Origin of the sequence: Sorangium sp. So ce321, assembly GCF_051530195.1 — a bacterium.
In the GTDB taxonomy this organism is placed as follows: domain Bacteria; phylum Myxococcota_A; class Polyangia; order Polyangiales; family Polyangiaceae; genus Sorangium.
The window spans coordinates 11344073-11367258 of sequence record NZ_CP150329.1 but is presented as its reverse complement, the minus strand read 5'-3'; the positions used below and the strand labels follow the sequence as shown (position 1 = coordinate 11367258).

Sequence of the window (23186 nt, the reverse complement as noted above, 5' to 3'; positions counted from 1 at the left end):
GGATCGACATGGAGACAGGAGGCGGCGTGAACGAGGCACTGGACGTGGCGGCGCGTGTGGCGGCCCGGCTCGGCGCGGTCCCGGGCGTGGCGGCGGTCGTGCTGGGTGGGTCGCTCTCCCGCGGGGCGGGCCACCCGGACTCGGACATCGATCTGGGCATCTATTACGAGCCGGAGCGCCCGCCCGACCTCGCGGCGCTGCGCGCGCTCGCGCGGGAGCTCTGCGCGGGCGGCGCCGAGGACGCCGTGGCGCCGCTCGCGCGGGAGCTCCACGGCAATGTCCCCGACGATGTCGTGACGCCGATCGGCGCCTGGGGACCGTGGATCAACGGGGGCGCGTGGCTGGAGATCGAGGGGCGCCGGGTCGACTGGCTCTACCGCGATCTCGCCCAGGTGCGGCGCGTGATCGAGGCGTGCCGCGCGGGGCAGGTGACGTGCGACTACCAGCCCGGGCACCCTCACGGCTTCCTCAACCACATCTACCTGGCCGAGGTCCACGACTGCCGGCCGCTCTTCGACCCGCGGGGCGCGCTCGGTCCGCTGAAGGCGCTCGCGGCGCCCTATCCGCCGGCCCTGCGGCGGGCGGTCATCGACAGGTTCCTGTGGGAGGCCGGCTTCGCGCTCGACACGGCGCACAAGGCGGGGAGGCGCGGCGATGTGCTGTACGTGAGCGGGTGTCTCTTCCGCGCCGCGGCCAGCCTGGTGCAGGCGCTCTTCGCGCTGAACGAGCGCTACCTCTCCAACGAGAAGGGCGCCGTGCAGAGGACGCGGTCGCTGCCGCGGTGCCCCGAGCGCTTCGCCGACCGGGTGGAGGCGACGCTCTCGGCGCCGGGCCTCGACGCCGACGCGCTGCTCGAGAGCCTCGGGCGCATGGAGGCGCTCGCGCGCGAGACGCGCGACCTGTGCCGCCAGGGCGAGCCGAGCTGCTAGCATCGGCCGGGACGGTGGCTGAGGACGCCGCGGGGGCGGGCCTGGAGGCACATCGCGCGAGGACGGGGGAGCCATGGAGTCGATCAAGCTGGAGCACGGTCCGTCGGAGGAGCAGCTGGACAAGCTCGGGGCGCGCGGCTGGCCCATCTGGACGAAGGAGGTGTCGACCTTCTCCTGGCACTACGACGAGCCGGAGACCTGCTACCTGCTCGAGGGCGACGTGGTCGTGACGCCCGCCGAGGGCGGCGGCGCGCCGGTGCGCATCCAGGCGGGGGATCTGGTGACGTTCCCCGCGGGGCTGAGCTGTACGTGGGAGGTCCGCTTGCCGGTGCGCAAGCACTACCGCTTCGGCTGATCGGGGCCGCGGGGCCGAGGCGGGGGCCGAGGGGGAGCCTCGAGCCCGCGGCGCAAGCGCGCTGGGCGCGATCGCCGCCGTGCGGCGCCTCGGCGCGAGCTGACGGGCGGCGAGCGCCGCCCGGCGGCGCTCTGGCGCAAGCTGACTGTCGGCGCTCGCTGCCCGGCGGCGGTTCGAAGTAAGATGACTTACCTGAGATCGCCGCCCGATGGCGCCTGGCGCAAGTCAACTACCCGCAATCGCCGCCCGGTGGCGCTTTGATGTGAGTCATCTTACGCGGGACTGCCGGCCGGCGGCGCTTTGATGTAATTAATCTTACTGTGGATTGCTGCCTGGAGGCGCTTGGCGGTGAGGCATCTTACCCGTGTGGTCGCCTGACACCCGTTCCGCGCGACTGGACAGCCGTGAAGCGGCCTGCATGCGGTGAAAAAAGAAAGATGTCTTACTTTCGTGGGGTGGAGGGCGGCTGATCGAGCAAGATGTCTTGCGTCGGGCCCCAGCGCGGGGGACCCGTCGTGGTGTGGGGTCAGGAGCGACCGGCTCAGGCGCCGTCGAACGGATCGTCATCATCGTCGTTATCGTCGGCGTCTCCGGGCGCCACGGCGTCGCTGGCCGGCGCGGGTTCAGCTGCGCCCTCGGCGCCGGCCTTGCGATCGCGCCGGTCGGCCCGTGCGGACTGGCGGCGGAGCCGGCCGAGGAGGCCCGGGCGGGCATCGTGGCCTTGCTTCGTGGCGGGAGGTGCGGGCCGCCCGAGCTCCCCTCCGGCGCGCCGCCACGAACGCGCCGCTGCGGAGGGGAGGCCTCCGAGCTCACCTCGAGCTCCTTGCCGGCAGCGCGCCGGCCCGCGGCCGCTCCAGGCCGCGGCGCCGAGCCCGCGCTCGAGGAGCATGCTGGCGATGTTGCCGAGCGCGACAGGTGGACGGCGCCAGCCCCGACCTCCCGCGGCGCTTCTACCTGGAGGAGAGGATCCCCTGCCGGTGCGAGCCGCCCGAGGTCCCCCGGCGCGCATCGCCACGGTCGCGCCGCGGCGGCGGAGCGCCGCCGAGCTCCCCGCGAGCGCTTCCGAAGACGAAGCGCACGAGCTCAGCCACGTGCACGGCGGCCGCCAGGGAAGGGCTACACCGGATCCACCCAAGTCCAGACACGCGAGAAGAGGCACACGTAGATCGTCGCCTCGCCCATGAACGCCCAATCCATCGACACGTCTGGCACCACCTCATTGCCAAGCTCTACGGGGATCGTCTGGTAGCCGGGGTACGTGGCCTCGATCTCCCCAGTGATCTCGCGCGCCACCGGCTCCTCCTCGGGGATGCCGGGGAGGTGGATCCCGTAGTATGGCCCAAGCAGGGATATGTGGAAGCTGAGCGCCGTTTCGTCGGTGAGCCAGATGCGTGCCGAGTACGCCGGCTCACTTCCCCCCGTCAGTAGGTTGAGCGACTCGTTTTGAAGGCCGTATCGGTCCCCCAGTCGGCGGATCATCGCTTCCCACGTCGGGTACTCCGCTCGCCCGCGGTTTGCGGCTTCCACCAGGCGGCGGTGCTCCTCCGTGTCGCCGTAGAAGGGCTCGTTGGGAGGTACGTGGACGCGCTCGAAGCAATGTATGCCCCGCGGGTAGAAGCGGTAGACGACGTCGAGCAGCTCGGAGCGAGCTATTTTCATGGATGCGTCACCGAGGCGCCGAGCCCCTGATATTTTAGCTTGAACGCAGCCTCCACACCGAGGCGAAACCTGTGACAGAAGATCCCCGGCGGAAGATTGTAGTCCATGAGCTGTCCGACCTCCTCCGTAATCTCTTCGCTGATTTCGGCAGCACGGAGTGCATCAATTATCCCCATCAACTCAGTCCGGAGCGGCATCTTGATGGTGAGAGAACAGTACCACTCGGTGGTACCGCCTGGAAAACGATGCTCGAACTTCAGGTTTGCCTTAGCCTGTTGGTACCCTCCGGCCTTACCCTTTCCGTCATCCTGGACAGTGGTAACAAACGGGAAATCCGATGTCTCGAAGTTCACCCATACAAAGTGGGCCATTCCAGGCTTCGGACATTTCGAGCTGCATGCACCGCTACAGGTCAAGAAGGTTGCTCCGCTTCCGGCTATGTCGCCGAATCCGGGGCACTGGTCTCGCGGACTCTCCGGGCTGTATGTTGTGGTCTCCGGGATGTCGCTCGGTCTCTCCTCTTCGTCTTCGAGCTCCCACTCGTTGCACGCGAGCTTGTGCTCGCTGCCGTCGTTCGGGCCGTCCGGCGGCTCCGCCCCGAAGTCCCCGGATCCGGCGGAGGTGTAGACCGGGCGGGGCTCCGAGCCTGGACCGGCACCTGCACCCGACGTTCTTTCCCCGACAGGGTAGCAGTCTCCTATCGTCCAGTTGCACGCCGCCAGCGCCCAAACCAATATGGGCACGATCAATAACAGTACTATTCTCGCGTTCATTTGGCACTCCATCGAAGCACAGGACCAGCAACAACGACGACGGACACATAGCCCGGCATCACGAGACTGCCCCGACCGACCCAATCCACATTGGCGCTCACCGACACCCCCAGCGGTCCAGCAACGTACGCGTTGGTCTGCACGTGGCCGCCTACGGCCAAGCCACCGACGCGGCCGCACAAGGTGATGCCACACGCCGGCATGACGTAGAGCGCGACCGAGGGCCCCGCGCTGACGTTGCCGTCCTTCCACGCGTACCCGATGTCAACCGAGGTCTGGTTGTAGACCCCGGGCCCGTCCTCCTGGCTCGGGGGCAGGATCGTGCACACTGGCTCGGGGGCAGGATCGTGCACAGGTCGTGCACCGTGAACAGGATGTCTGGCTGGATGGGCCACGAGATGCCCGCGTGCGGTCCCACCGCGAGGCGCGGAACGGTACCGGCCTGGAGCCACCCGAGGCTCACACCGGCGCTCAGCTCGTACGCTTCTACGGGCGCCGGAACAGCAAGGAGCGGGAGGACAACCCCTGCTGCCCATGAGATCCGTCGCTGTGACGCCCTCACCGTCTCTCCCCGGGTGAAAACCTTTGGCCGCTGCGCACGATGCGCGCTGAGAACCGCGGGCCAATAGTCTGGCCGCGGGTTGGGCGTCAAAGAGAAAATCTGCCACGAAACCGCAACGGATGGGGGTCGAGCCGTCCCGAGCGTCCGCTGGTGCGCACGCGGTTACGCGGCTGGAGTGTTCGTCAACCAAATGGTCGGCGAACGGCGAGTCACCAGAACCCGACGTGTCCTCCTCGACCTACGCGACCTGCTGCGCACCCTCGCCCAGTCGGACATCGACGGCGGCCCCGCGCGCCGGCGTCCACCTCGATGACGTCGAGCTCGCCGCTCGGTGGCGCAGGTGGGGCCACCTCGCCGAACTCCGCGCGGCTACCGTTGCGGCCGTTAGCGAGTGAGGGGGCCGGCCCGCGCGCACTCCCAGAGCGCGGCGCGCCACCTCCCAGGGCATCGCGCTCGCGTCCGCGCTACTCTCGGATCGCGAGCAGGGCATCGACGCAAGCCACCCTGTCCTCGACGCCTTCGATCTCCGTATCGTCACAGAACAGCGTGACGTTCGTGTCGATGTCCGCCGCGCACGACGCGCGCAGATCGGGAAGCAGCTCCTCCTGGCGCTCGACCTCGCAAGGGACCGCGGCCTCCGCGCTGCACTCGGCCAGGCAGCTCACGTCGCACGCGGCGCCGCAGGAGAGCTCCTGTAGGGAGCTTGTCGAGTCGCCCATGCAATTGTCGAGGCAGGCAGCGCTGCCGCGACGAGCCGCCGCTCTGGTGGGGCGCGGTTCTCCAGCGCGAGCACACCAGCCGCTGGATGATGAGAATTTTGGGTCGCGAACTGGAATGCGTCCGCGGGCGGCAAATGGGGGCCGTGCAGGATTCACAGCGCCAGGCGACCCATGGTAATTCATCGCTGCGCGAGGAACAGACGCTGCTCCGGCGAGGCTGGGCGGAGTAAGGTGGTGCCGCGCCGGATTGGGCCAGCGCGGCGTCCGGTCCCCGCGTTGGGCCGAGGTGAACCTTGTTGCGTTCTGCATGGGTCGTCTGTTGGTCGAAAGCGGCGGCCGTCACGATGCTCCTCCTCGCGCTTTCACCGGCCTTCGCCGCGCCGCCGCCGCGACCGCCCTCGCTACCACGGTCGCCGCGCGTGGCAGCCCTGGTCAGGGAGGCGGAGGCGGCCCTCGATCGGCTGGACGTCGCGCGCGCCCGCGACCTGTGGGCGCAGATCTACGATCTCGAGAGATCCACGGTGGGGATCTGCCAGCTCGGGCAGCTCGACCGTCGCCTCGGGCGCTGGGTGGACGCCGCGGAGGAGCTCACGCGCTGTGTGCAGGAGATGCGCCCGCCGGCCACGCCCCAGGAGCGGCGACTCCACGACACACGGCACGCGGACCTGGCCGCGACCCGCCGGCAGGTGGCGGAACTCCATGTGTTCGCGCCTGCCGGGGCAGCGCCCGTGCTCGTGGACGGCCGGCTCGTGGACGAGGCCGGCCGGATATACGTCGAGCCCGGGCAGCATGAGGTCACTGCGGTGTTGCCGGACGGCCGGAAGGCGCGCTCCACCGTGCGTGTCACCGCGGGAACATCGCGGGCGGTCCTCCTGAGCCCGGAGCCCGCGGCGCTTCGCCCCGTTGCTTCGCCGCCGGCGAGGCCGGCGGGCGCGCCGGCACAACCGACGGCTTCTCCGGCGCCGTGGCTTCTTTACGCGGGCTCAGCAGCATCGGGGGCGTTCCTGGTGTCCGGGATCGTGCTGCACATCGTGGCATCGCTCGAGGACAGCGCCCTCCAGACCGAGATGTGCAAGCCCCGTTCGGCTGGGAACCCGAAGTTGCTGGAGGATTTGCACGCCATCGAGGTACAGCAGCACATCAGCACGGCAGCCCTCGTCGCAGGTACCGCGCTGGGTGCTGCGACGCTCGTGGTGGCGTTGCTGCCGAACGGCGCCCAGATCCGCGCGCGCAGGGCTGGCGCGGAGGTGCATTTCTCGTGGTAGAGCCTGGTATCATCTGGGAAGGTCACCGAATCCTCAGCGAGATGCACGACGGCATGGTCCGCACGTTCCTCGCCCAACAGGTAGGCGACGAGGGCGCGACCGTCTGGTTGCACCTCCGCGAGGGCCAACCGATGGACCGGACGGCCTTCGCTTCCGAGCTTCAGCGCTTGCAGACCATCGCGCGAGCGGTCCCGCAGGTCGAGCCCGTGCTCTATGGAGACGCGGGCGGCCTCTCCGCCTGGGTCGCGTGCCGGCGAAGCCACGGGATCAGCATCAAGGACGCGACGCGTGGTGCCGATCTCGGGGTCACCGCGCTGCGCATGGTGATCGAGATCGCCCGCGCGATCCAGCGCTGCCACGCACTGGGCTGGTGCCATGGGGCGCTGGGGCCGGATCGCGTGTTCATCACGTCGAATCGGGATTATTGCATCAGCCAGTTCGGCCTGGTCCGGCTGTTCCGGATCGAGCCGCACGAGGCCGCGCGGGAGCCGCTGGTGGCGCCTCCGGAGCTGCTGAGCGGCGACCGGGTGGGGCCACGGGCCGACGTCTATGGCCTTGGGACCTTGCTCTACGAGCTCGTCTGCCGTCGCTCGCTCGACGCCGGTCAGCCTGGTACGTTGGGGGCGCAGCGAAACAGGCCTGTGATCCCGATCGAGATACCGCGCGCTGTCGCTGCCGTCATCGAGATGGCCTTGGAAGAGGATCCGCGTCGCAGGTACAGGAACGTGGACCACTTCAGCACGGTGCTCGAGGGCCTCGTGGACGCATGGGCCACGCTGGACCTAGAACCGGGCGGCGGCGAGAAGGCCTCGGCCGCAGGTGGAATGCCGTCGACCTTGCGCAGCTCCCATCTGGAGAGTCCGCGTTCGCCAGCTCCGGTGACGGAAGAGCCGGACGCCCGTTTGCCCGAGGTCGAGCCGGTGGCTTCGCTGTTGAACGACGAGGAAGCTCCGCCGCCGGAGATTCCTCCTCTTGACGTGCCATCGCGGACGGCTGCCGCTCCGCAGGAGCTGCCACCGCCGCCCTCCCTCGTCCGAGCACCGGGGCGAGCACCGATGATGGACCGGAGCAACCCTGCGGAAACGTCGCCTCGGAGGCTCGCCGGCCGCATCGCCGTTTCGATCGCCGCAATCGTCGCGATGTGCGCGGGTGTGCTCTTGACTCGTCCGGCTCGGATCGTGCGCCGTGCGGAGAAGCTCCCGACAGAATTGGCGGAGCAGGTCTTGGCGCCGCGGAAAGGGGAGCGCTTGCCGCCGCTGCCAGTTCTGGCGCCGATTGTCCCAACGGAATCGGACCGCCGCCCGCGGGCTGCGCTCTCGCGACGAGCAGGCCTGGCGGCGAAATCCGAGCTGCGCCGGCCATATTGCGAGGCCGGCGACGTCAGCTGTGGTCCTGCGTCGTACTAGGAGGGCTTCTGTCGATGCGATGCGTTCTTCTGTTCATCGGCGTGAGTGCTGGGCTAGGTTGTTCCCCCGATCTCGACTGCCCCGGCTCAGGCCCCCACGAGGGAGACCCCGCCGTGTGGCTCTGGGAGGGCACGCAGAACGAGGCGCCAAGCTGCGCGGAAGCAACCGAGGTTCTCTGGGACGGGTGGAGAAAAGGTTCCTCCACCGCCCCGGATTCGCCGACATTTGCACGTGCTTGCGCCGGCGTTGTTCGAGAGGACATCCCGGACGGGTATATCCTTTGCGTCATCCCGACCGAAGTGGAGGAGATTTGCTGGGAGGGGTACGAGGACCATGCGATCTACGTGGAAGAAAATGGCGAAGAGCACGTGATGTGCTGCGCCCCCGCGGGTAACCCGCCGACGGTGATCCCTCAAAGCTACGGCGAATGCACCACATGAGCGAGCAGCTGGCAACTGCCCTCGCGTATGCGCTTTCATCGGTGCTCTGGGTTGCCTTTTGCACCTCGACCAGCGGGTGCGTCCCCCATCCCGAGGTCTCGGGCAAGGTGACCATCACGCGGGATGGCGAAGAGCTGGTGCTCGACACGGGTGGCAACGGAACCAGGGCCGTGGATGCAAGCGGCGAGGTCGCAGGAGGGTGCATCATACGCAATCGGAGCGAGCTCAGCGTGACGGTGCAGGAGAAGGGGGCCGCCTTCTCGTTCTTCGACCTGGTGGACCAGGCCGGTCTGCCCCATGTATCCGCGGAGATTGGTGGAAAGCTGTACCAGGGGGCATGCGTGATCGTCGTCCAGGAGCAGCAACGCGACCCGTACGAGGCCGACGTGGCGGCGGGGCCGTGCGACATCATCCGGAACTTCGACGGCATGGGGGCGCGCCTCGAGACGGCGGTCTTTCACGTCTCGGACTGCAGCGGGGCCGACTAGCCGGGCGGGCTCCCCTGGGGCTGATGCGCCTTCTCCGACGGCGCATCGCCGGCCAGCGCCTTTCTTCGTGCAGCGCGTAGCGCCGCGAGCCCGTGCGCCTGGGAAGGATCGCCGTCCCACCGCGGGGCTTCCCGGTAGAGCGTGTGCCAGCATTCGCGCTGCCGCCTCGGCCGTCTCGTGCTCGCCGTCGCCTTCGGGCGCGGCCTCAACGCGGTCCGCGAAAGCACGCCAGGATTCGGCGGCGTAGTAGCTGAGACTCGGCCACGGTCGGCCGGTGGTCCTCCCCCAATCGGGCGGTCACGCCTACCAGGAAATCCGACCAGCCGCTGCGGGCTCCACGCTGACACCAGACCACGCGAGCGTCCTGATGAAGCGCACGCCGCACGTCGCCACGACCGCCACGTGCTGCGTCGACAGATGGGCCGCCCCGAGCTCCGCGGCTGGAAAGAACCCGAGGTACCGTAGGCACAACCCCCACGCGTTACACACGGGGATGCGCCCGAGGTCGAGCCGCGCCGTGAGCTCGAAGGAGAGGGGCGCGCGGAACGGCATGACCCGGGCTGACGCCGTCGGGCCTCCCAGGACGCCGAGCCAGCGTGCGCCGCCGCCGAGACCGAAAAGCCCCACGTCGGCGCCGATGCCGATGTCCATGGCGTCACGGACGGGCCATCGGCGCATGCCGGTGACCGACGGCATGATGCCGCCGGTCGCCCGCGCGGCATGGGTCCCCAGCACGACATAGGCCGCCTTGACGTCGACTTGCCATCGCGTCGGCGCGCCTTCTTCCGCCTGGGCGCCCGTGGACATGAGTGACAGCGCGACAATCGCGGCGCACGGCCCGGTCAGCGCGCTACTCGTCCATATCCGGCGGCCCATCGTCGGCCTGCGCCTTTCTTCGAGCAGCGCGGAGCGCCGCGAGCCAGTGCGCCTGGTCCGGGTCGCTGTCCCACGGCGGCGCCTCCCGGTAGAGCGTGTCCCAGTATTCCCATACTGCCGCCTCGGCCGTTGCCAGATCGCTCTCGCCTTCGGGCGCCTCCACGACGCGATCCACGAAAGAGCACCATGGTTCCGAGGTGTGGTGGCTCAGGCTCATCCACGGTCGAGCGGGCTCCCCGCCAAAGCGTCCATCGCTGCTCTGGAGATAGCCTTCGTAGGCGCTCTGCGCGAGGGCCCTCCGCCAGCGGTAATTGACCGACATCGTGCAGGTGTCGCGGTATATCGCTGCCCAGATGCGGTCCTCCTCCGGGACGTCCTCCCGCCATGCGCTCGCATAGAGCGCGCGGAGCTCCTGCTCGCGTGAAGCAAGCTCCTCTCGACTGGCCGGCGGCGGCAGGGCCCTGATCGCGCGGTCGCGCGCGGCACTCGGCCCGGGGAGATCAGGCGCGACGTCCCAGCCGACGGGCGGCTGCAGCATCGGCGGGATTGGCCTCGTCAGCGTCCTCGGTTTTCCGCGGCGCCCGATCCGAAACCCTCTCCGGAAAGCGCGGAGCGCCTGGGCCCGGAGCTCCTCGGTCGTGTCGTCGGACGTCAGCGTCCGCCAGAGATAGGTCCTGTGGAGGCGAGACGTCGGGTCGGCCGCAGCAAGCTCGCTTGTGCCGGGGCGCTCCTTCTTGAACGCCTCGAGCATGGCAAAGAACGCGCTCTGGACGGCCTCCAGCAGCATCGGCCAGGGTGGGGCCGGCTGCCCGTCGACGCGTCCGTGGCGGCTCGGGGGAGCGCCTGCGTTGCCTTGGCCAACGCCCGGGGGTCGCGAGTCGTCGATCCACCGCGCGAACTTCTCGCGGTGTCGCTCTGCCCATGCGCGGTCCTCCTCGAGCAGGTCGTCGCGCCACGCTTCGGCGCAATGCCTGCCCAGATTCTCGAGGTCCCACTTCCATGTTTCGGGGTCCCTGGTTGTAAAGATGCCGTGTCCGGCGACCGCTTCGCGCAGTTGGACCCCTCCGGGCGGGAAGCTTGACCACCACTTCACGGCCGATCTCCCGGTTGACCACCGGTCGGGTCTGTCGGTTGACCACCGGTCGGGTCGGTAGGCGTGGGCGGGCATCCCCAGCCCGGCCCGGCGCCGAGCGGACAGAGGAGCGGGACGAGCTCAGGAAAGGCCCATCCGGGAGGCGGTGCCGGTACCGCGATCATGGCATCGATGATGTCGTCCGAGTCGAACTCGTCGGGGTCCGTCAGCTCGACCGGCACCTTCTCCGGATCGTAGCGGAAGTCCCACACAAACCGGCACTCCACGGTCGCTCCGCCAGGGATTGGCAGGCTGTTCATGAGATCCGTTTTCCTGGCTTGACGCTCCACGGATTCCCATTGGTCCTTGGCCATCTCATAAGTTATCCATAAAGGGGTCTTGATGAGATGATAGAGCATGTCGGCGACAGTCAACGGAGGTTCCTGGTCGGCCCAGTTGGTCCACTGACCACCGGCTTGGTAGCGGCATTGAAGCTTGCCGACCTGATCCTTTTCGTCCTTGCTTCTAAGCCACCTGACCGCCGCGGTGTTCATGCCCCACCTCTTGAGCTCTGATATCGCTTGCAGTGGCATCGCCGCGATCCGGTCTCTCAGCTCGTCGCGGTCGCTGGGATCCACGATCGAGCAGCCGCAGGTGAGCACCGCCAGCAGGGCGCCACCCAGCCGATAGTTCATCGGTCTTCCCCTCTCCGACTGACGGATCCACCCCTGCGTGGGCCGTGGGCTACCCTACCAGTGCCGCTCCGCGCGTGTCAACGTTCGAAGGGCCACAGGGAGGACGGTGCCGGGCGTCGAAACGCCGCCGCTAGCCGGGGCTCCGCACCCGATCCGGTGAACCGGCGACGGTGAACAGGGCCGCGGGAGCATCGGAATCCCGCCAGTCACCAGCAGCGTAGATCTGGGCGGTTCTTTCGAGCCCGGTTTCGCGAAGGCTCGCGCCAGTCAGCGTTCGCTTGCAGGTACGGAGCTCGGCGGCGCCCTTCGCGGATCACCGGCGCCTCCGCCTGGGACTCGGCTAAAATACGACCCCATGGGCTTGTTTCATCGCTCCGGGGAGATCGTTCTCTACTGCTTGAAGAGCGCCCGCGCGCTCGCGCGCGCCGCCGGGGCGCTCGGCTTCATGCTCTCCGCCGGGTGCGCGGCGGAGGCCGTGAACCCGGCGCCCGAGACCTCGGTCGGCGCGGTCGAGGGCACGGACGCCGTCGTCGCCGCCGTGCGCGGCGAGGGCCAGGTCACGCTCTACGTCTGCGGCGGCGCGAGCAGCTACGCGACGATGACGCGCTGGTTCGAGGGGCCCGCGGACGCGAGCGGCGCGTTCTCCCTCGCGAAAGGCGGGTGGACCGCCAGCGCCGAGCCCGGCGGCGACGCCGGCCGGCTGCGCACGCCCGACGGCGCGGAGCTCGCCTTCCACCTGCGCCCCGCGTCGCTCGACCGCGCCGAGGGCCTCTACGCAGCGGTCGACAGCGGCTGCCGCACCGGGGTCGTCGTCCACACGCCGGAGGGCGCCGAGGCGCCAGCGCTCCAGGGCACCTGGTGCGGCGCCGGCGACCGCTACGCGCAGGTGACGCCGATCCGCTCGCTCCACGAGATCGATCGGCGCGGGATCGAGGTGCGGGTCGAGGTCGATGGCGCGCGGAAGCACCTCCTCGTGACCCCGCTCGATCGGCCCTGATCTCCCCCTCCGCGGCGCTCCAGCTCCGTCGTTGAGTTCCGCCCCGTGCCGATCGAAGCTCGGCGGGTGGCGGAGGCAGCTCGACCGCGGAGGCAGCGCCTCGCCCTGCCCGCGTCGCGCTTCATCGGCCGGGAGGGCGAGCTCGCCGGGATCGCCGAGCTCCTCCGGCGCGGCGACCGGCTGGTGACCCTGTGGGGACCAGCGGGCATGGGCAAGACGCGGCTCGCCCTGGAGCTCGCGAGCGGGTGGGCCGAGGCGCAGGCAGGCGAGGCCGTGTGGCTCTGCGAGCTCACCGCCTGCCGCGATCTGCGCGCCGTCTGCGGCGCCGTCGCGCGCGCGATCGGCGCGCAGGTCGCGGCAGGGCGCCGGGAGGCGACGCTCGTCGAGCGGATCGGCCGCGCGCTCGCGGCGGAAGGGCGGGCGCTGCTCGTGCTCGACAACCTCGAACAGGTGATCGAGGCGGCGGCGCCGGCCCTCGACGCGTGGGTGCGCGCCGCGCCCGAGCTCCGCTTCCTCGTGACGTCGCGCGAGCGCACCCGCCTGCCCGGGGAGGTGAGCTACGAGCTCGGCCCGCTCGGCCTGCCCGCCGAGGGCTCGTCCGAGCGCAGCGCGGCCGTGGCGCTCTTCCTCGATCGCGCGGCCGCCCACCGCGCCCCGGCGCCGCCGCCGCCCGACGGCGAGCGCCTCGCCGACGTCGCCGCGCTGGTGCGGCGGCTCGAGGGGATCCCGCTCGCGATCGAGCTCGCGGCGGCGCGCGAGGGGGTCCTCGGCGTGCGCGGCCTGCTCGCGCGCCTCGGGAGCCGGCTCGACCTGCTCGCGGGCGCGGCGCGCGGCCGGGAGGCGCGGCAGGCGACGCTGCGCGGCGCGATCGAGTGGTCGTGGGACCTGCTCGACGACCGCGAGCGCCGGGCGCTCGCTTGCTGCTCGGTGTTCCGCGGGCCGTTCACGCTCGAGGCCGCGGCGGCCGTGCTCGCGGAGCCCGACGCGGCCGCGATCGATCGCGTCGAGGCCCTGCGCGACAAGTCGCTGCTCCGCGCCGCGCCCCCGGGGAGCGACGGGGCGACGCGCTTCGCGCTCTACGAGGGGGTGCGGGAGCTCGCCGCCGAGAAGCTCGCCGAGCGCGGGGAGCGCGAGGGCGCGGCCGAGCGGCACGCCGCCTTCTACCTGGCCGCCGGCGAGGCCGCCGCGGCGGACTTCGAGCGGCGCGGCGCGCTCGACGCGCTCAACCGCATCGCGGGCGACCTGGAGGAGCTGCTCGCCGTCGCCGAGGGCGCGCTCGCGGCCACCGTCGAGGGCGCGCTCGCGGCCGTCGCCGAGGGCCCGCAGGGCGAGGGCAGCCGCGCCGCGGGCCCGCAGGGCGAGGGCCGCCGCGCCGCGGCCGAGCGCGCGCTGCGGGCGCTGTGCGCGGTGGAGCCCGTGCTCAGCACCCGCGGGCCGTTCGGCGCCCAGCTCGAGCCGCTCGACCGCGCGCTCGCCGCCGCCGAGCAGCTCGCGGCGGATCCGCTCGTCGTCGCCCGGGCGCTCGCGGCGCGGGGGCGCGCGCGCCGGCTCCGCGGGCAGGCGGAGGCGGCGCTCGAGGATCTCGGGCGCGCCCGCGCGCAGGCGGCGGCGCTCGGCGCGGAGGCGCTCCTCTCGGGGATCGTCGCGGATCTCGGCGTGCTCCACCACGGGCGGCGCGAGATGGAGCGCGCGCGCGAACACTACGAGCAGGCGCTCGCGCTCCACCGCGCCCTCGGCGATCGCCGCGCGGAGGGGCGCGCGCTCGGCAACCTCGGCGCGCTCCACCACGACGAGCGTCGCGAGGGCGAGGCCGCCGGCTACTACGAGCGGGCGATCGCGATCGCGGCGGAGATCGGCGACGGCCGGCTCGAGGGGATCTTCTCGACCAACGCCGGCCTGCTCGAGCAGGAGCGCGGCGCGCCCGCGCAGGCGCGGCGGCGCTACGAGCGCGCGGCCGCGATCCTCGGCGAGGTGGGCGACCTCAGGCTGCTCGCGATCACGCTCGGCAACCTGGGCGCGCTCCACCACGAGGAGGGCCGCCTCGCCGAGGCGCGCGCCTGCCACGGGCGCGCCGTGGCGCTGCTCCGCGAGGTGGGCGACCGCCGCTCGGAGGCGATCGCCCTCTGCCGGCTGGGCGCGGCGCTCGCGTCGCTGGAGGAGGTGGAGGAGGCGCGGCGCGCGCTGGAACCCGCCGAGCGGCTGCTCGCGCAGCTCGGCGACGAGCCCGACGTGGAGCTCGCGCGGGTGGCGTCGGGCTTCGTCGATGTCGCGCTCGCGCAGGCGGCGCGCCGCGCGGGGCAAGGGGACGAGGCGGCGGCGCGCGCGGGGGCGGCGCGGCGGAAGATCGCGCGCGCGCGGGAAGGAGCGGAGGGGGCGCCGTCGAGCGCGAGCCGCTCCGACGACGTGCGGCTGCTGCTCCGGATCCTGGAGCGCAGCCTGGCGGCGCTGGGGCTGCCGGAGGGACGCGGCGAGGGCGGCGAGCGCGAGCTCCTGCTGACGGAAGGCGCGCGCTTCTGCCGCCCGCCGGGGGGGTCGTGGCACGACCTGCGCGAGCGTCATGCGGCGCGGCGCTTGCTCGTCGCCCTGGCCGAGCAGCAGCGCCGCGCCCCGGGCCGAGGCCTCTCCCTCGCCGCGCTGCAAGAGGCGGGCTGGCCCGGCGAGCGCATCCTCCCGGGCGCGGCGGCGAACCGGATCTACGTCGCCATGAACCAGCTACGGAAGCTCGGCCTCAAGCCGTGGCTCCGGAGGGACGGGGAGGGATACTCGCTGGATCCCGCGCTGCCGGTCCACCACGTCGCGGTCGAGCCGGCGACGGGGGGCGACGGCCGCGATTAAGGGCGGCTTAAGGAGCGGTCCGCGCCCGGAGATCTAGCCTCGCCGGTGGAGGTCCTCCGATGCGCATCTTGTCCTCGGTTCTCTTCGCGTCTTCGATCGCGCTCGCCGGCTGCGGCGAGCTCCAGGTCCCCGAGCTCGCCGCAGGCCCGGCCGGAGGGGGCGGCGACGCGCCCGGCGGTGGGGGCGCGGGGGGCGACGGGCCCGGCGGGGGCGACGGGCCCGGCGGGGGAGGCGCGGGAGGCGGCGCGGCGGAGACGGGAGGAGGCGGCGCGGGAGGCGACGCGCCGCTTCCGCCGGGGGACGCCTGGCACCGGCAGATCGCCGGCCCCGACATCGAGCAGGCGATGGCCCTGGCGATCGACCCGGGCGCGAACGTCCTCGTCGCCGGCAGCTCGCGCGGGCCTGCCGATTTCGGCGCGGGCCCGACGGCGCCCGCCGGTTTCGAGGATCTCTTCGTGGCCAAGTACACCGACGAGGGCGCCCTGCAGTGGGCGCAGCGCTTCGGCGGAGGCCTGGTGACGAGCACCGGCGCCGCCATCTTCGGCAATGACGGCGTCGTCGTGGTCGGTCATTACGCGAGCGGGCCGCTCGAGGTCGGCGCCCTGTCGCTCGAGGCGCCGGCGGACCACGACCTCTTCGCCGTCGCGCTCGACGGGCGCGGCAACCTGCGCTGGGCGCGCCGCATCGGCGGCCCCGGCGACGATCTCGCGGGCCGCGTGGCCGCCGGCCCCGACGACAGCGTGATCGTCGCCGGCCAGTCCGGGGGCAGCCTCCTCCTCGCCAGGCTCGCCATCGACGGGACGCCGGTCTTCGAGCGACGGCTCGGGAGCCTTTCCGGCAGCGCCTCCTCGCTCGCGCCGATCGGCGGGGTGGCGGTGGACCCGAGCGGCGACATCCTCGTGGCCGGCAGCTTCTCCGACGGCGCCGATCTCGGCGGCGGGCCCATCACCGGGCTGCGCGGAGACGAGGCCTGGGTGGCAAAGTACTCGGGCCGGACCGGCGCCCACCTCTGGTCGAGGCACTTCGGCGCGCCCGAGGACCACGGCCTGGGCCTCGGCGACGAGGCCCAGGCGCTGCTCGTGGACGCGCGCGGCGACGTCCTGGTCGCCGGCCAGCTCGCGGCGGGCGCCGACCTCGGCAAGGGACCTACCGACAGCGCGGGCGGCGCGTTCCTCGCGAAGCTCGCCGGACCGGACGGCGCGGTCCAGTGGGCGAACGTGCTCCCCGCGGCCCACGTCGGCGGGACGAGCCTCTCGTTCACGCCCGACGGTCGCGTCGCGCTCATCGCCTCGATCGGCGCACCCTTCGACCTGGGCGGCGGCGCGGTCGACGTGCGGGGGAGCTACGTCGCGGTGTACGAGCCCGCGACGGGCGCGTTCGGGTCGCAGCGGCACATCGCCGAGGTCGGCACGATGATCATCGACACGCAGAACGGGTCCTTCGGCCTGGGCGCCGCGGTGCTCGACGCACACGGGAGGCTCTCGCTCGTGACGAGCTTCCACGGCGAGGCGCAGAGCGGCTACGGGATCTTGCGGAGCGAGGGCTCGGGCGACGTGCTCCTCGCCCACCTGCCGCTCTGAAGCGCCGGGCCGGCCCGCCTCACGCCCCCTCGCCCCCGGCCGGCCCGTCGCCGCCCCCCGCCGGCTCGCCCCCTTCGGCCGCGTCGCGCGCGGGCGCGCCGCCCTCGGCCGCCTCGCGCGCGGGCGCGGCCCGCTCGGCCGCCTCGCGCGCCAGCGCACCGGCGTGGATGGCGCGCACCTCGTCGATGGAGCTGGCGTCGGCGGCGGCCTTGTCGGGGCGGTAGCGCTTCACGCGGGCGAAGCGGAGCGCGAGGCCGCCTGGGTACTGCGGGCTCGCCTGCACGCCGTCGAAGGCGATCTCGACGACGAGCTCCGGCCGCACATAGACGGTGTAGGCGTCGCGCGTGATCTCGAGCTCGAGCAGCCGCTGCGTCTGCCAGGAGAGCATCTCGTCCGTCATCCCCTTGAACGTCTTGCCGAGCATGACGAAGCCGCCGGCGCCAGGGTCGCGGGCGCCGAGGTGCAGGTTGCTGAGGAGCCCGCGGCGCCTGCCGCTCCCCCACTCGACCGCGAGCACGACGAGATCGAGGGTGTGCGCGCGCTTCACCTTGAGCCACGAGCTGCCGCGCCGCCCGGCCTCGTAGGGCGCGGCGAGCGACTTGGCCATCACGCCCTCGTGGCCGCGGGCGAGCGCGTCGGCGAAGAACGCCTCGGCCTCGGCCGCCGTCGGGAGCTCGATCCGCGGGACGCGCAGCGACCGGTCGAGCACCTGGCGGAGCGCGGCGGCCCGCTCGCTGCCGGGCCGGTCGAGCAGGTCCTCGCCGTCGAGGTGCAGCACGTCGAAGAACATGGCGCGCAGCGGCAGATCGGCGCGCAGCGCGGCCACGTCGAGCGTGCGGCCGAAGCGGCGCATCGTGACCTGGAACGGGTGGGGCGCGCCGTCCGGCCGCAGCGCGATCGCCTCGCCGTCCAGCACCAGCGAGCGGGCCGGGAGCGCCCGCACCGCCTCGACGATCTCCGGGACCGCCTTGGTGACGGAGTTGAGGCTGCGGCTGAAGACGCGCACCTCGTCGCCGGCCTTGTGCACCTGCACGCGCGCGCCGTCGAGCTTCCACTCCAGGGCCATCGCGCGGAGCTCGCCGAGCGCCGTGACGACGTCGTCGGCGGCCTGCGCCAGCATCGGCTGCACGGGGCGGAGCAGCTGCAGCGAGAAGCGCTGGAGGCCGAACGCCCCCTCGAGGAGCGCGGCCTTGGCGACCTCGGCCGCGTCGCCGGCGAGCATGACGGCGCGCCGCAGCGAGGCCGGCGGCAGCCCCGCGGCGCGCGCCACCGCCTCGATCATGACCGCCTCGAGCGCGCCCTGCCGGAGCTCGCCGACGAGGAGCCGCGCGAAGAAGTCGCGCTCGAGCTCGGTGGCGCGGGCGAGGAGCCTGCCGAGCGCCGCGCGGCGCTGCCCCGCAGACCCGGCGCCCGTCGTGCGCGCGATGTCCGTGAAGACAGCGTCGGCTTCCCCCAGGGTCAGCGCGGGCTCGGCGGCGGCCGGGCCGGCGCGGCGGGCCTCGGTGACCATCGCCGGCCCGAGGCCGATCCGGCCCTGGCGCAGCCGACCGGCGAGCCAGTCGACGCCGATCTCCACCTCCTCGGGCGAGAGGCGGCGCAGGAGGTCGGCGAGGGCGGCGATCTTCTCGAGACGGCTGGACGTGGTGGCGACACGCTCGGAGGTGGCGACGAGGTCAGAGACGAGCACGCAGGCATCCTACCCTGGCATCTCACGAGCGCACGCGCAGCGCACGCTCGACGGGTCGTGTGATGAGGCCGCCGCAGTGTGTCCTCTACTACCGAGCCGAGGGACTCCGCAGGATCGAGCCTGACCCACAGGCGCCAAGAGTTCTCCGCATGGGCTGAGCGAGAGCCTACCAAAGGGTGTAAGAATGAGGAGCAGAAAAGATCTTTTTCGTGCGGGATCGCAGCCACTTCCGAGTGCAGCCACTTCCGGAGAGCGACGGGGAATTATCAGGTCATTCTCTCGTGTCGAGACATCATGAGCTGGCCGCAGCGGCGGGCCGGGTGTCCAAGCGTCCACGCGCGCGGACATCTCCGAGAGAGCGCAGCGAGGGCGCATCCGCCGGTCGGGTGCCAGTCACGGGAGAGGGCGAGAGCTTGAGGAATCCCCTCATTTCTCCTCATTTTGCAGCCATTTTCAGCGGAGAAATTGAACAGGGAGGCGGGGAGACGGGGAGTATTTGAAGATCTTTCCTCCCCGTCTCCCCGCCTCCCTGTGAATTTTCTGAAGAATTCGAGGGGATGCCTCGGGACGAGAGCCCCTCCCGTGAAGGCTTACTCCGACGGGGCCGGTGTGGCGTCGAGCAACGCCGTGCCGTCGACGTGGTGGGTGACGACGCGCCAGGTGCCAAAGGGAGGCTCGGCGCGGAAGCTGGGATAGGCGATGAGCGCCGTCCCGTCGCCGGTGCCGGCGAGCGCCGGAGGGTCGTCGAGGTGAGCGTCCGCGGTGACGGGGAACCGGGTGAGCAGCGCCCCGTCGGCGCCGACGAGCGCGCCGTAGACGTCCTCGCTCGCGGGGCCGCACGCCTTCCAGCCGAGCACGAACCGCTGGCCGTCGAAGGCCACCGCGGCGCTGCCGAGGTTCACCCGCGCGACCTGGGTCCAGGAGTCATTGCGCCACGGCGCCAGGCACTCGGGGTGCTCCGCGATCACCGTCGGGGCCTCATCGAGCGTCGCGCCGTCGGGGCTCACCCGCGTCGTGAGGATACGCGATGCGCCGGTCGTGGCGTCGTGCCAGGCGACGAGGTACTCGCCCGCGCCGTAGGCGAGCGAGAAGGTCAGTACGCGGGCGTCGGGCGGCGTGATGGGGAACCCGTCAGGGTCGAGGACGGTGCCGTCGGGCGCGACGCGGGCGCCGAAGAGCGGGCCGCCGTAGCGGGGATCCTCGACCCAGACGAACAGGTGGTTCACGCCGTCCGAGGCGCTGGCGATGCGGCTGCTGAAATCGTACTCGGGATAGACCGACGCGCTCGTGTAGTCCGCCCCGAAGGCCGCGAGCCCGAGCCCGTTCATGTCGCGGTAAGCGCCGACGAGCGTTTGCCCGCCGCCGCTCGACAGCGCGGGGGGAAGGCGCGGGTTGGTCCAGGTGAAGAACGGAAAGACCTGCGGGGTCGCGCCGGAAGCTCCAACCCGGGCTCCCCCGACCGCGCACTCCACCTCCAGGAAGTTGGGATAGGAGCAATCCCACCAGGCGAGCAGGGCGTCCGTTCCATCGAAGGAGACGCGGGGGAAGACCTGCTTCGCCGCGCCGGCGCCGATCTGCGTGGCCGCCGGGGCGACGGGGAGGCCCGCGGCGTCGACGCGGTTCAGGTAGATATCTTCCCGCATCGAGAGCCCGGCGTTGCGATCGTCGCTCCAGGTCACGGCGAAGCCCTCGCCGTCGAAGGCGACCGCGGGGTGGAGCTGGGCGTTGGCGCTCCTCGAGACGAGCACGCCCCCGTCCGGGTCGAGCACGTCCGCCTCGGGCGCGATGCGCGCGCCGTAGATGGAGGCGCTCGAGCTGCACGTCCCGAGGCGCTCGTCGGTCCACGCGATGAAGAGCTGTCCCTGCGCCGAGGCGACGGCCGGGTCCCCGGCGGAGCCCTGGAGCACGAGGCCGCCGGGATGAACGGCGGCGCCGTCCGGGGAGAGGTACGCGAAGCGCACCTCGTCCTCCGAGCACTCCACCTGACCCGCGCTCCACGCGACGGCGCCGTTCGCGCCGTCGAACCCGACGGCGATGCGGCCGTCATTGGCCCACGGAGACCCGAGCAACGCGCCCGCGGGGTCGAGCAGCTCGCCCCGCGGCGTCATCCACGTGGCCCTGATCCGGTAGGCTCCATCCCACATGGGGTCGCACTCGTCGCCCATCTCGGGGGGACACTCGAAGGCGCCCCACGCGACGAGGCAGCGGCCCGCCTGGCAGTCCATGTCGTCGGGGTAGATCGGGAGAGACGCCTCCTCCAGCACGGCGCCGCCGGGGTCGATCGTCATCACCTGTCCGCTGTCCGTCTTCGCGCTGCTCCAGGCGATCACGTAGCTCGTCCCGTCGAAGGCGACATTGGCCAGCAGGGAGAGCTGGTCATCGAGCAGGACACCCCCGGGGTCCAGCACGGCGCCGTCCAGCGCGACCCGCGCGAAGCGCAGCGACCTCGGGGCGGAGGCAGTGCTGCCCCACTCCTCCCAGAGCACGAGGTACTCGGAGCCGCTCGAGGCGACCTTCACCTTGTCCGGGGTCGCGGCCGTGATGAGGCTCGTGCCGAGCAGGTGGCCCTCGCCGCTCACGCGCGCCGCCACGAGGCCAGGCGAGGCGCCGGCCGGGGTCGGCCGCGCGCCCCGGCCGACGACGAGGAAGCCGTCGCCGTCGGAGGCGACGTCGAGGTGGATGTTCTCGAGCGGCAGGGGAAAGGCGACGTCATCGAGGACGGCCCCTTCCGGGCTCACCCGGGCGGCGTAAGCGTTCACGGGGCGCGAGTCGGCCCAGACCACCAGATACTCGTCGCCGTTGAAGGCGGCCGCTGGCATGTCCTGGTTCCCGAGCGCCGGGCCCGAGACCGGAGCGTCGACCCCGAAGGGCGGGTCTTCGTCCGGCGGGTCCTCGTCCGGCGGGTCCTCGTCCGGCGGGTCTTCGTCCGGCGGGTCCTCGTCCGGCGGGTCCTCGTCCGGCGGGTCCTCGTCCGGCGGGTCCTCGTCCGGCGGGTCTTCGTCCGGCGGGTCCTCGTCCGGCGGGTCCTCGTCCGGTGGCGATGTCGTGGGTACCGGATCCGGCCCAGAACCGGACCCGGACGAGGCGGACGAGGACGACAGCGACGGCGGCGCGCCCTCCTCGGGGGAGCTGCAGGCAAGGAGGCCCGTCACGGTGACGCCAGCCGCGATCAGCAACGACAGTGCACGGTGCGACATGCGAGACCCGCTCTGTTGAAAGGGGTAGTGGACGGCAGGTTGCCGGTGGATAGACCGTATGCGAACGCCCTCACAACGAGAAGCCATCATTTCGCGTCAACCTGCATTCGCCATGGCTCATGCGGCGCGATGAGCGGTGAGATACGAGCGCCGGTCGAGTACACCCAACATGGGTTGATGTGGTGCCGTGCCGGGGCGCGAAGGGCACGACGCGGCCCGCGCCGCACCCGGACGGAGGAGCGCGCGGCGCAGGCCTTCACGTCCTCCACGTCCTGTGCTGCCGAACACGCTCGAGAGGCAACTGCCCCGGCCGCCTCCCCCGACGGCGCGATCGCTCCGTTTAGTTGACCTCCGCCGCTGGCCTTGATACCGGGTTGGCTGTCAGCGCGCCGTGGGTAGGTGAACACGGCGGGCGGGCGCAGTTTTCCTCAACCACAGCTCAGGAATACCGCCCCCCCGCTGCAAGGCCGCCGTGATCGGGCCTTGGGAGCAGCTGGCTTGGTTTTTGCGCAGCGGCTCTTCGGCAGTCTGACTGTACCGGGAGACGCTGGCGTGGTGTTGGTGTCCTCACGGAAGGCGACGGAGGTTCTTCGATGGTGGAGCGGCAAGTCCGGAGGCGGGTCGGCGTCGTGATGGGCGGCTCGTCGGGTGAGCGCGAAGTGTCCCTGCGCTCGGGCGCGGCCGTCGCCGAGGCGCTCGAGGCGCGCGGGTACGATGTCGTCCGGATCGCGCTCGGCGACCGGTTCGGCACGGAGCTCTGCGCCACGCTGCAGCGCGCGCAGCTCGACGCGGCGTTCCTGGCCCTGCACGGGCGGCTCGGTGAGGACGGGTGCGTGCAAGGCGTCCTGGAGCTCGCCCAGATCCCGTACACCGGGTCGAGCGTGCTCGCGAGCGCCCTCGCGATGGACAAGCTCAAGGCCAAGGAGATGTTCCGGCTGCACAACGTGCCGACGCCTCCCTACTACACTGTGGGCGCGCACCAGGACCTCGACGAGCTCGACGCGATCCATGGCTCGTTCGGGTTCCCCGTCATCGTGAAGCCGCGCGGCGAGGGCTCGAGCCTCGGCGTGGCCAAGGCCGGGTCGCTCGAGGAGCTCCAGGCGGCGCTCGCGGTGGCGTTCGAGTTCGACGACGCCGCGATCGTGGAGCGGTTCGTGGCCGGGACCGAGGTCAACGTGGGGATCCTGGACGGGAAGGTCCTTGGCGCGATCGAGATCGTCCCGAAGAAGGGGCTCTATGACTACGAGGCCAAGTACACGCCCGGCATGACCGAGTACCACATGCCGGCGCGCCTCCCGCCGACCCGCTACCGCGGGGTCCTCAACCTGGCGGAGCGGGCGGCCCAGGCGATCGGGTGCACCGGCGCCGTGCGCGTCGACCTGCTCGTGACCGGCGGAGAGAACGAGTACGTGCTCGAGGTGAACACCCTGCCGGGGATGACCCAGACGAGCCTCCTGCCGAAGATCGCGGCGGCCGCGGGCTACGAGTTCGGCGACCTCTGCGAGGCCATCCTCGCGAGCGCCCGGCTGCACCAGCCGGTGCGGCGCCGCGCGCCCGCCGCGTCGGAGCTCCGGCTCAACGAGCGAGGGCAGGCGGAGAAGCGCCTGCGCCTCGTGAAGTCGGCGGGCTGAGGGCAGACGCCCTGGAGGCC

The 23186-nt window shown here is 71.8% G+C and carries 18 protein-coding genes; 10 read left to right on the top strand and 8 right to left on the bottom strand.

Annotation, left to right across the window (positions count from 1 at the left end):
• The first annotated feature begins 26 nt into the window (after positions 1 to 26).
• Together WME89_RS42135 and WME89_RS42130 are read left to right on the top strand one after the other, a co-directional pair.
• Positions 27 to 929, top strand: coding sequence for a nucleotidyltransferase domain-containing protein (locus tag WME89_RS42135; RefSeq protein WP_438005229.1), 903 nt, complete (start codon positions 27 to 29; stop codon positions 927 to 929).
• Positions 930 to 1002: 73 nt separating this feature from the next.
• Complete coding sequence (locus tag WME89_RS42130) at positions 1003 to 1284, top strand: cupin domain-containing protein (RefSeq protein ID WP_438005228.1); 282 nt, start codon at positions 1003 to 1005, stop codon at positions 1282 to 1284.
• A 1116-nt stretch (positions 1285 to 2400) separates the two neighbouring features.
• On the opposite strand, the gene WME89_RS42125 is transcribed toward WME89_RS42130, so the two are convergent.
• The 3 genes from WME89_RS42125 to WME89_RS42115 form a co-directional block, all read right to left on the bottom strand.
• A complete protein-coding gene (locus tag WME89_RS42125) occupies positions 2401 to 2943 on the bottom strand; it encodes a hypothetical protein (RefSeq protein WP_438005227.1) in 543 nt (180 codons plus the stop codon).
• On the bottom strand, positions 2940 to 3716 hold the full coding sequence (locus WME89_RS42120) for a hypothetical protein (protein ID WP_438005226.1): 777 nt from the start codon (positions 3714 to 3716) through the stop codon (positions 2940 to 2942). The genes WME89_RS42125 and WME89_RS42120 overlap by 4 nt, the downstream gene beginning before the upstream one ends.
• A 1026-nt stretch (positions 3717 to 4742) precedes the next feature.
• On the bottom strand, positions 4743 to 4997 hold the full coding sequence (locus WME89_RS42115; RefSeq protein WP_438005225.1) for a hypothetical protein: 255 nt from the start codon (positions 4995 to 4997) through the stop codon (positions 4743 to 4745).
• A gap of 419 nt (positions 4998 to 5416) precedes the next feature.
• Here WME89_RS42115 and WME89_RS42110 point away from each other — a divergent pair, with 419 nt between their 5' ends.
• From WME89_RS42110 to WME89_RS42095, 4 genes are all read left to right on the top strand, one after another.
• Positions 5417 to 6262: a hypothetical protein gene (locus WME89_RS42110; protein ID WP_438005224.1), complete on the top strand. Its 846-nt coding sequence runs from the start codon at positions 5417 to 5419 to the stop codon at positions 6260 to 6262.
• The gene (locus WME89_RS42105; protein WP_438005223.1) at positions 6256 to 7668 is read left to right on the top strand and encodes a serine/threonine protein kinase; all 1413 of its coding nucleotides are present in this window, start codon (positions 6256 to 6258) and stop codon (positions 7666 to 7668) included. The genes WME89_RS42110 and WME89_RS42105 overlap by 7 nt, the downstream gene beginning before the upstream one ends.
• Before the next feature lie 113 nt (positions 7669 to 7781).
• Complete coding sequence (locus WME89_RS42100; protein ID WP_438005222.1) at positions 7782 to 8108, top strand: hypothetical protein; 327 nt, start codon at positions 7782 to 7784, stop codon at positions 8106 to 8108.
• Complete coding sequence (locus WME89_RS42095) at positions 8105 to 8596, top strand: hypothetical protein (RefSeq protein ID WP_438005221.1); 492 nt, start codon at positions 8105 to 8107, stop codon at positions 8594 to 8596. The genes WME89_RS42100 and WME89_RS42095 overlap by 4 nt, the downstream gene beginning before the upstream one ends.
• Before the next feature lie 303 nt (positions 8597 to 8899).
• Here the strand turns inward: WME89_RS42095 and WME89_RS42090 are convergent, their stop codons facing one another.
• From WME89_RS42090 to WME89_RS42080, 3 genes are all read right to left on the bottom strand, one after another.
• On the bottom strand, positions 8900 to 9403 hold the full coding sequence (locus tag WME89_RS42090; protein WP_438005220.1) for a hypothetical protein: 504 nt from the start codon (positions 9401 to 9403) through the stop codon (positions 8900 to 8902).
• Between the two features lie 43 nt (positions 9404 to 9446).
• On the bottom strand, positions 9447 to 10259 hold the full coding sequence (locus WME89_RS42085) for a hypothetical protein (RefSeq protein WP_438005219.1): 813 nt from the start codon (positions 10257 to 10259) through the stop codon (positions 9447 to 9449).
• 302 nt (positions 10260 to 10561) lie between these two features.
• Positions 10562 to 11239 carry a hypothetical protein gene (locus WME89_RS42080; RefSeq protein WP_438005218.1) on the bottom strand — a complete coding sequence of 226 codons (678 nt, stop codon included), beginning with the start codon at positions 11237 to 11239 and terminating at the stop codon, positions 10562 to 10564.
• 355 nt (positions 11240 to 11594) lie between these two features.
• Between WME89_RS42080 and WME89_RS42075 the strand changes: the two genes are divergently transcribed.
• Genes WME89_RS42075 through WME89_RS42065 form a run of 3 tightly spaced genes read left to right on the top strand, consistent with a single transcriptional unit; the run spans position 11595 to position 16651 of the window.
• Positions 11595 to 12236, top strand: a complete 642-nt coding sequence (locus WME89_RS42075; protein ID WP_438005217.1) for a hypothetical protein — start codon at positions 11595 to 11597, stop codon at positions 12234 to 12236.
• Positions 12237 to 12281: 45 nt separating this feature from the next.
• On the top strand, positions 12282 to 15071 hold the full coding sequence (locus tag WME89_RS42070; RefSeq protein ID WP_438005216.1) for an ATP-binding protein: 2790 nt from the start codon (positions 12282 to 12284) through the stop codon (positions 15069 to 15071).
• A 59-nt stretch (positions 15072 to 15130) separates the two neighbouring features.
• Positions 15131 to 16651, top strand: coding sequence for a hypothetical protein (locus WME89_RS42065; protein WP_438005215.1), 1521 nt, complete (start codon positions 15131 to 15133; stop codon positions 16649 to 16651).
• 19 nt (positions 16652 to 16670) lie between these two features.
• On the opposite strand, the gene WME89_RS42060 is transcribed toward WME89_RS42065, so the two are convergent.
• Together WME89_RS42060 and WME89_RS42055 are read right to left on the bottom strand one after the other, a co-directional pair.
• Entirely contained in the window at positions 16671 to 18338 is a 1668-nt protein-coding gene (locus WME89_RS42060) for an ATP-dependent DNA ligase (RefSeq protein WP_438005214.1), read from the bottom strand.
• A gap of 590 nt (positions 18339 to 18928) precedes the next feature.
• Complete coding sequence (locus tag WME89_RS42055; RefSeq protein WP_438005213.1) at positions 18929 to 21535, bottom strand: hypothetical protein; 2607 nt, start codon at positions 21533 to 21535, stop codon at positions 18929 to 18931.
• Between the two features lie 593 nt (positions 21536 to 22128).
• Here WME89_RS42055 and WME89_RS42050 point away from each other — a divergent pair.
• Positions 22129 to 23166 (top strand): D-alanine--D-alanine ligase, encoded by a 1038-nt coding sequence (locus WME89_RS42050; RefSeq protein ID WP_438005212.1) that lies wholly within the window; start codon positions 22129 to 22131, stop codon positions 23164 to 23166.
• The last annotated feature ends 20 nt before the right edge of the window (positions 23167 to 23186 follow it).

What these genes read in the sequence shown, in the direction of transcription:
- WME89_RS42130 (WP_438005228.1), top strand. Translation starts at nt 1,003, where the DNA reads ATGGAGTCGATCAAGCTGGAGCACGGTCCGTCGGAGGAGCAGCTGGAC.
- WME89_RS42125 (WP_438005227.1), bottom strand. Translation starts at nt 2,943, where the DNA reads ATGAAAATAGCTCGCTCCGAGCTGCTCGACGTCGTCTACCGCTTCTAC.
- WME89_RS42120 (WP_438005226.1), bottom strand. Translation starts at nt 3,716, where the DNA reads ATGAACGCGAGAATAGTACTGTTATTGATCGTGCCCATATTGGTTTGG.
- WME89_RS42115 (WP_438005225.1), bottom strand. Translation starts at nt 4,997, where the DNA reads ATGGGCGACTCGACAAGCTCCCTACAGGAGCTCTCCTGCGGCGCCGCG.
- WME89_RS42095 (WP_438005221.1), top strand. Translation starts at nt 8,105, where the DNA reads ATGAGCGAGCAGCTGGCAACTGCCCTCGCGTATGCGCTTTCATCGGTG.
- WME89_RS42090 (WP_438005220.1), bottom strand. Translation starts at nt 9,403, where the DNA reads ATGTCCACGGGCGCCCAGGCGGAAGAAGGCGCGCCGACGCGATGGCAA.
- WME89_RS42085 (WP_438005219.1), bottom strand. Translation starts at nt 10,259, where the DNA reads ATGCTGCTGGAGGCCGTCCAGAGCGCGTTCTTTGCCATGCTCGAGGCG.
- WME89_RS42080 (WP_438005218.1), bottom strand. Translation starts at nt 11,239, where the DNA reads ATGAACTATCGGCTGGGTGGCGCCCTGCTGGCGGTGCTCACCTGCGGC.
- WME89_RS42075 (WP_438005217.1), top strand. Translation starts at nt 11,595, where the DNA reads ATGGGCTTGTTTCATCGCTCCGGGGAGATCGTTCTCTACTGCTTGAAG.
- WME89_RS42065 (WP_438005215.1), top strand. Translation starts at nt 15,131, where the DNA reads ATGCGCATCTTGTCCTCGGTTCTCTTCGCGTCTTCGATCGCGCTCGCC.
- WME89_RS42055 (WP_438005213.1), bottom strand. Translation starts at nt 21,535, where the DNA reads ATGTCGCACCGTGCACTGTCGTTGCTGATCGCGGCTGGCGTCACCGTG.
- WME89_RS42050 (WP_438005212.1), top strand. Translation starts at nt 22,129, where the DNA reads ATGGTGGAGCGGCAAGTCCGGAGGCGGGTCGGCGTCGTGATGGGCGGC.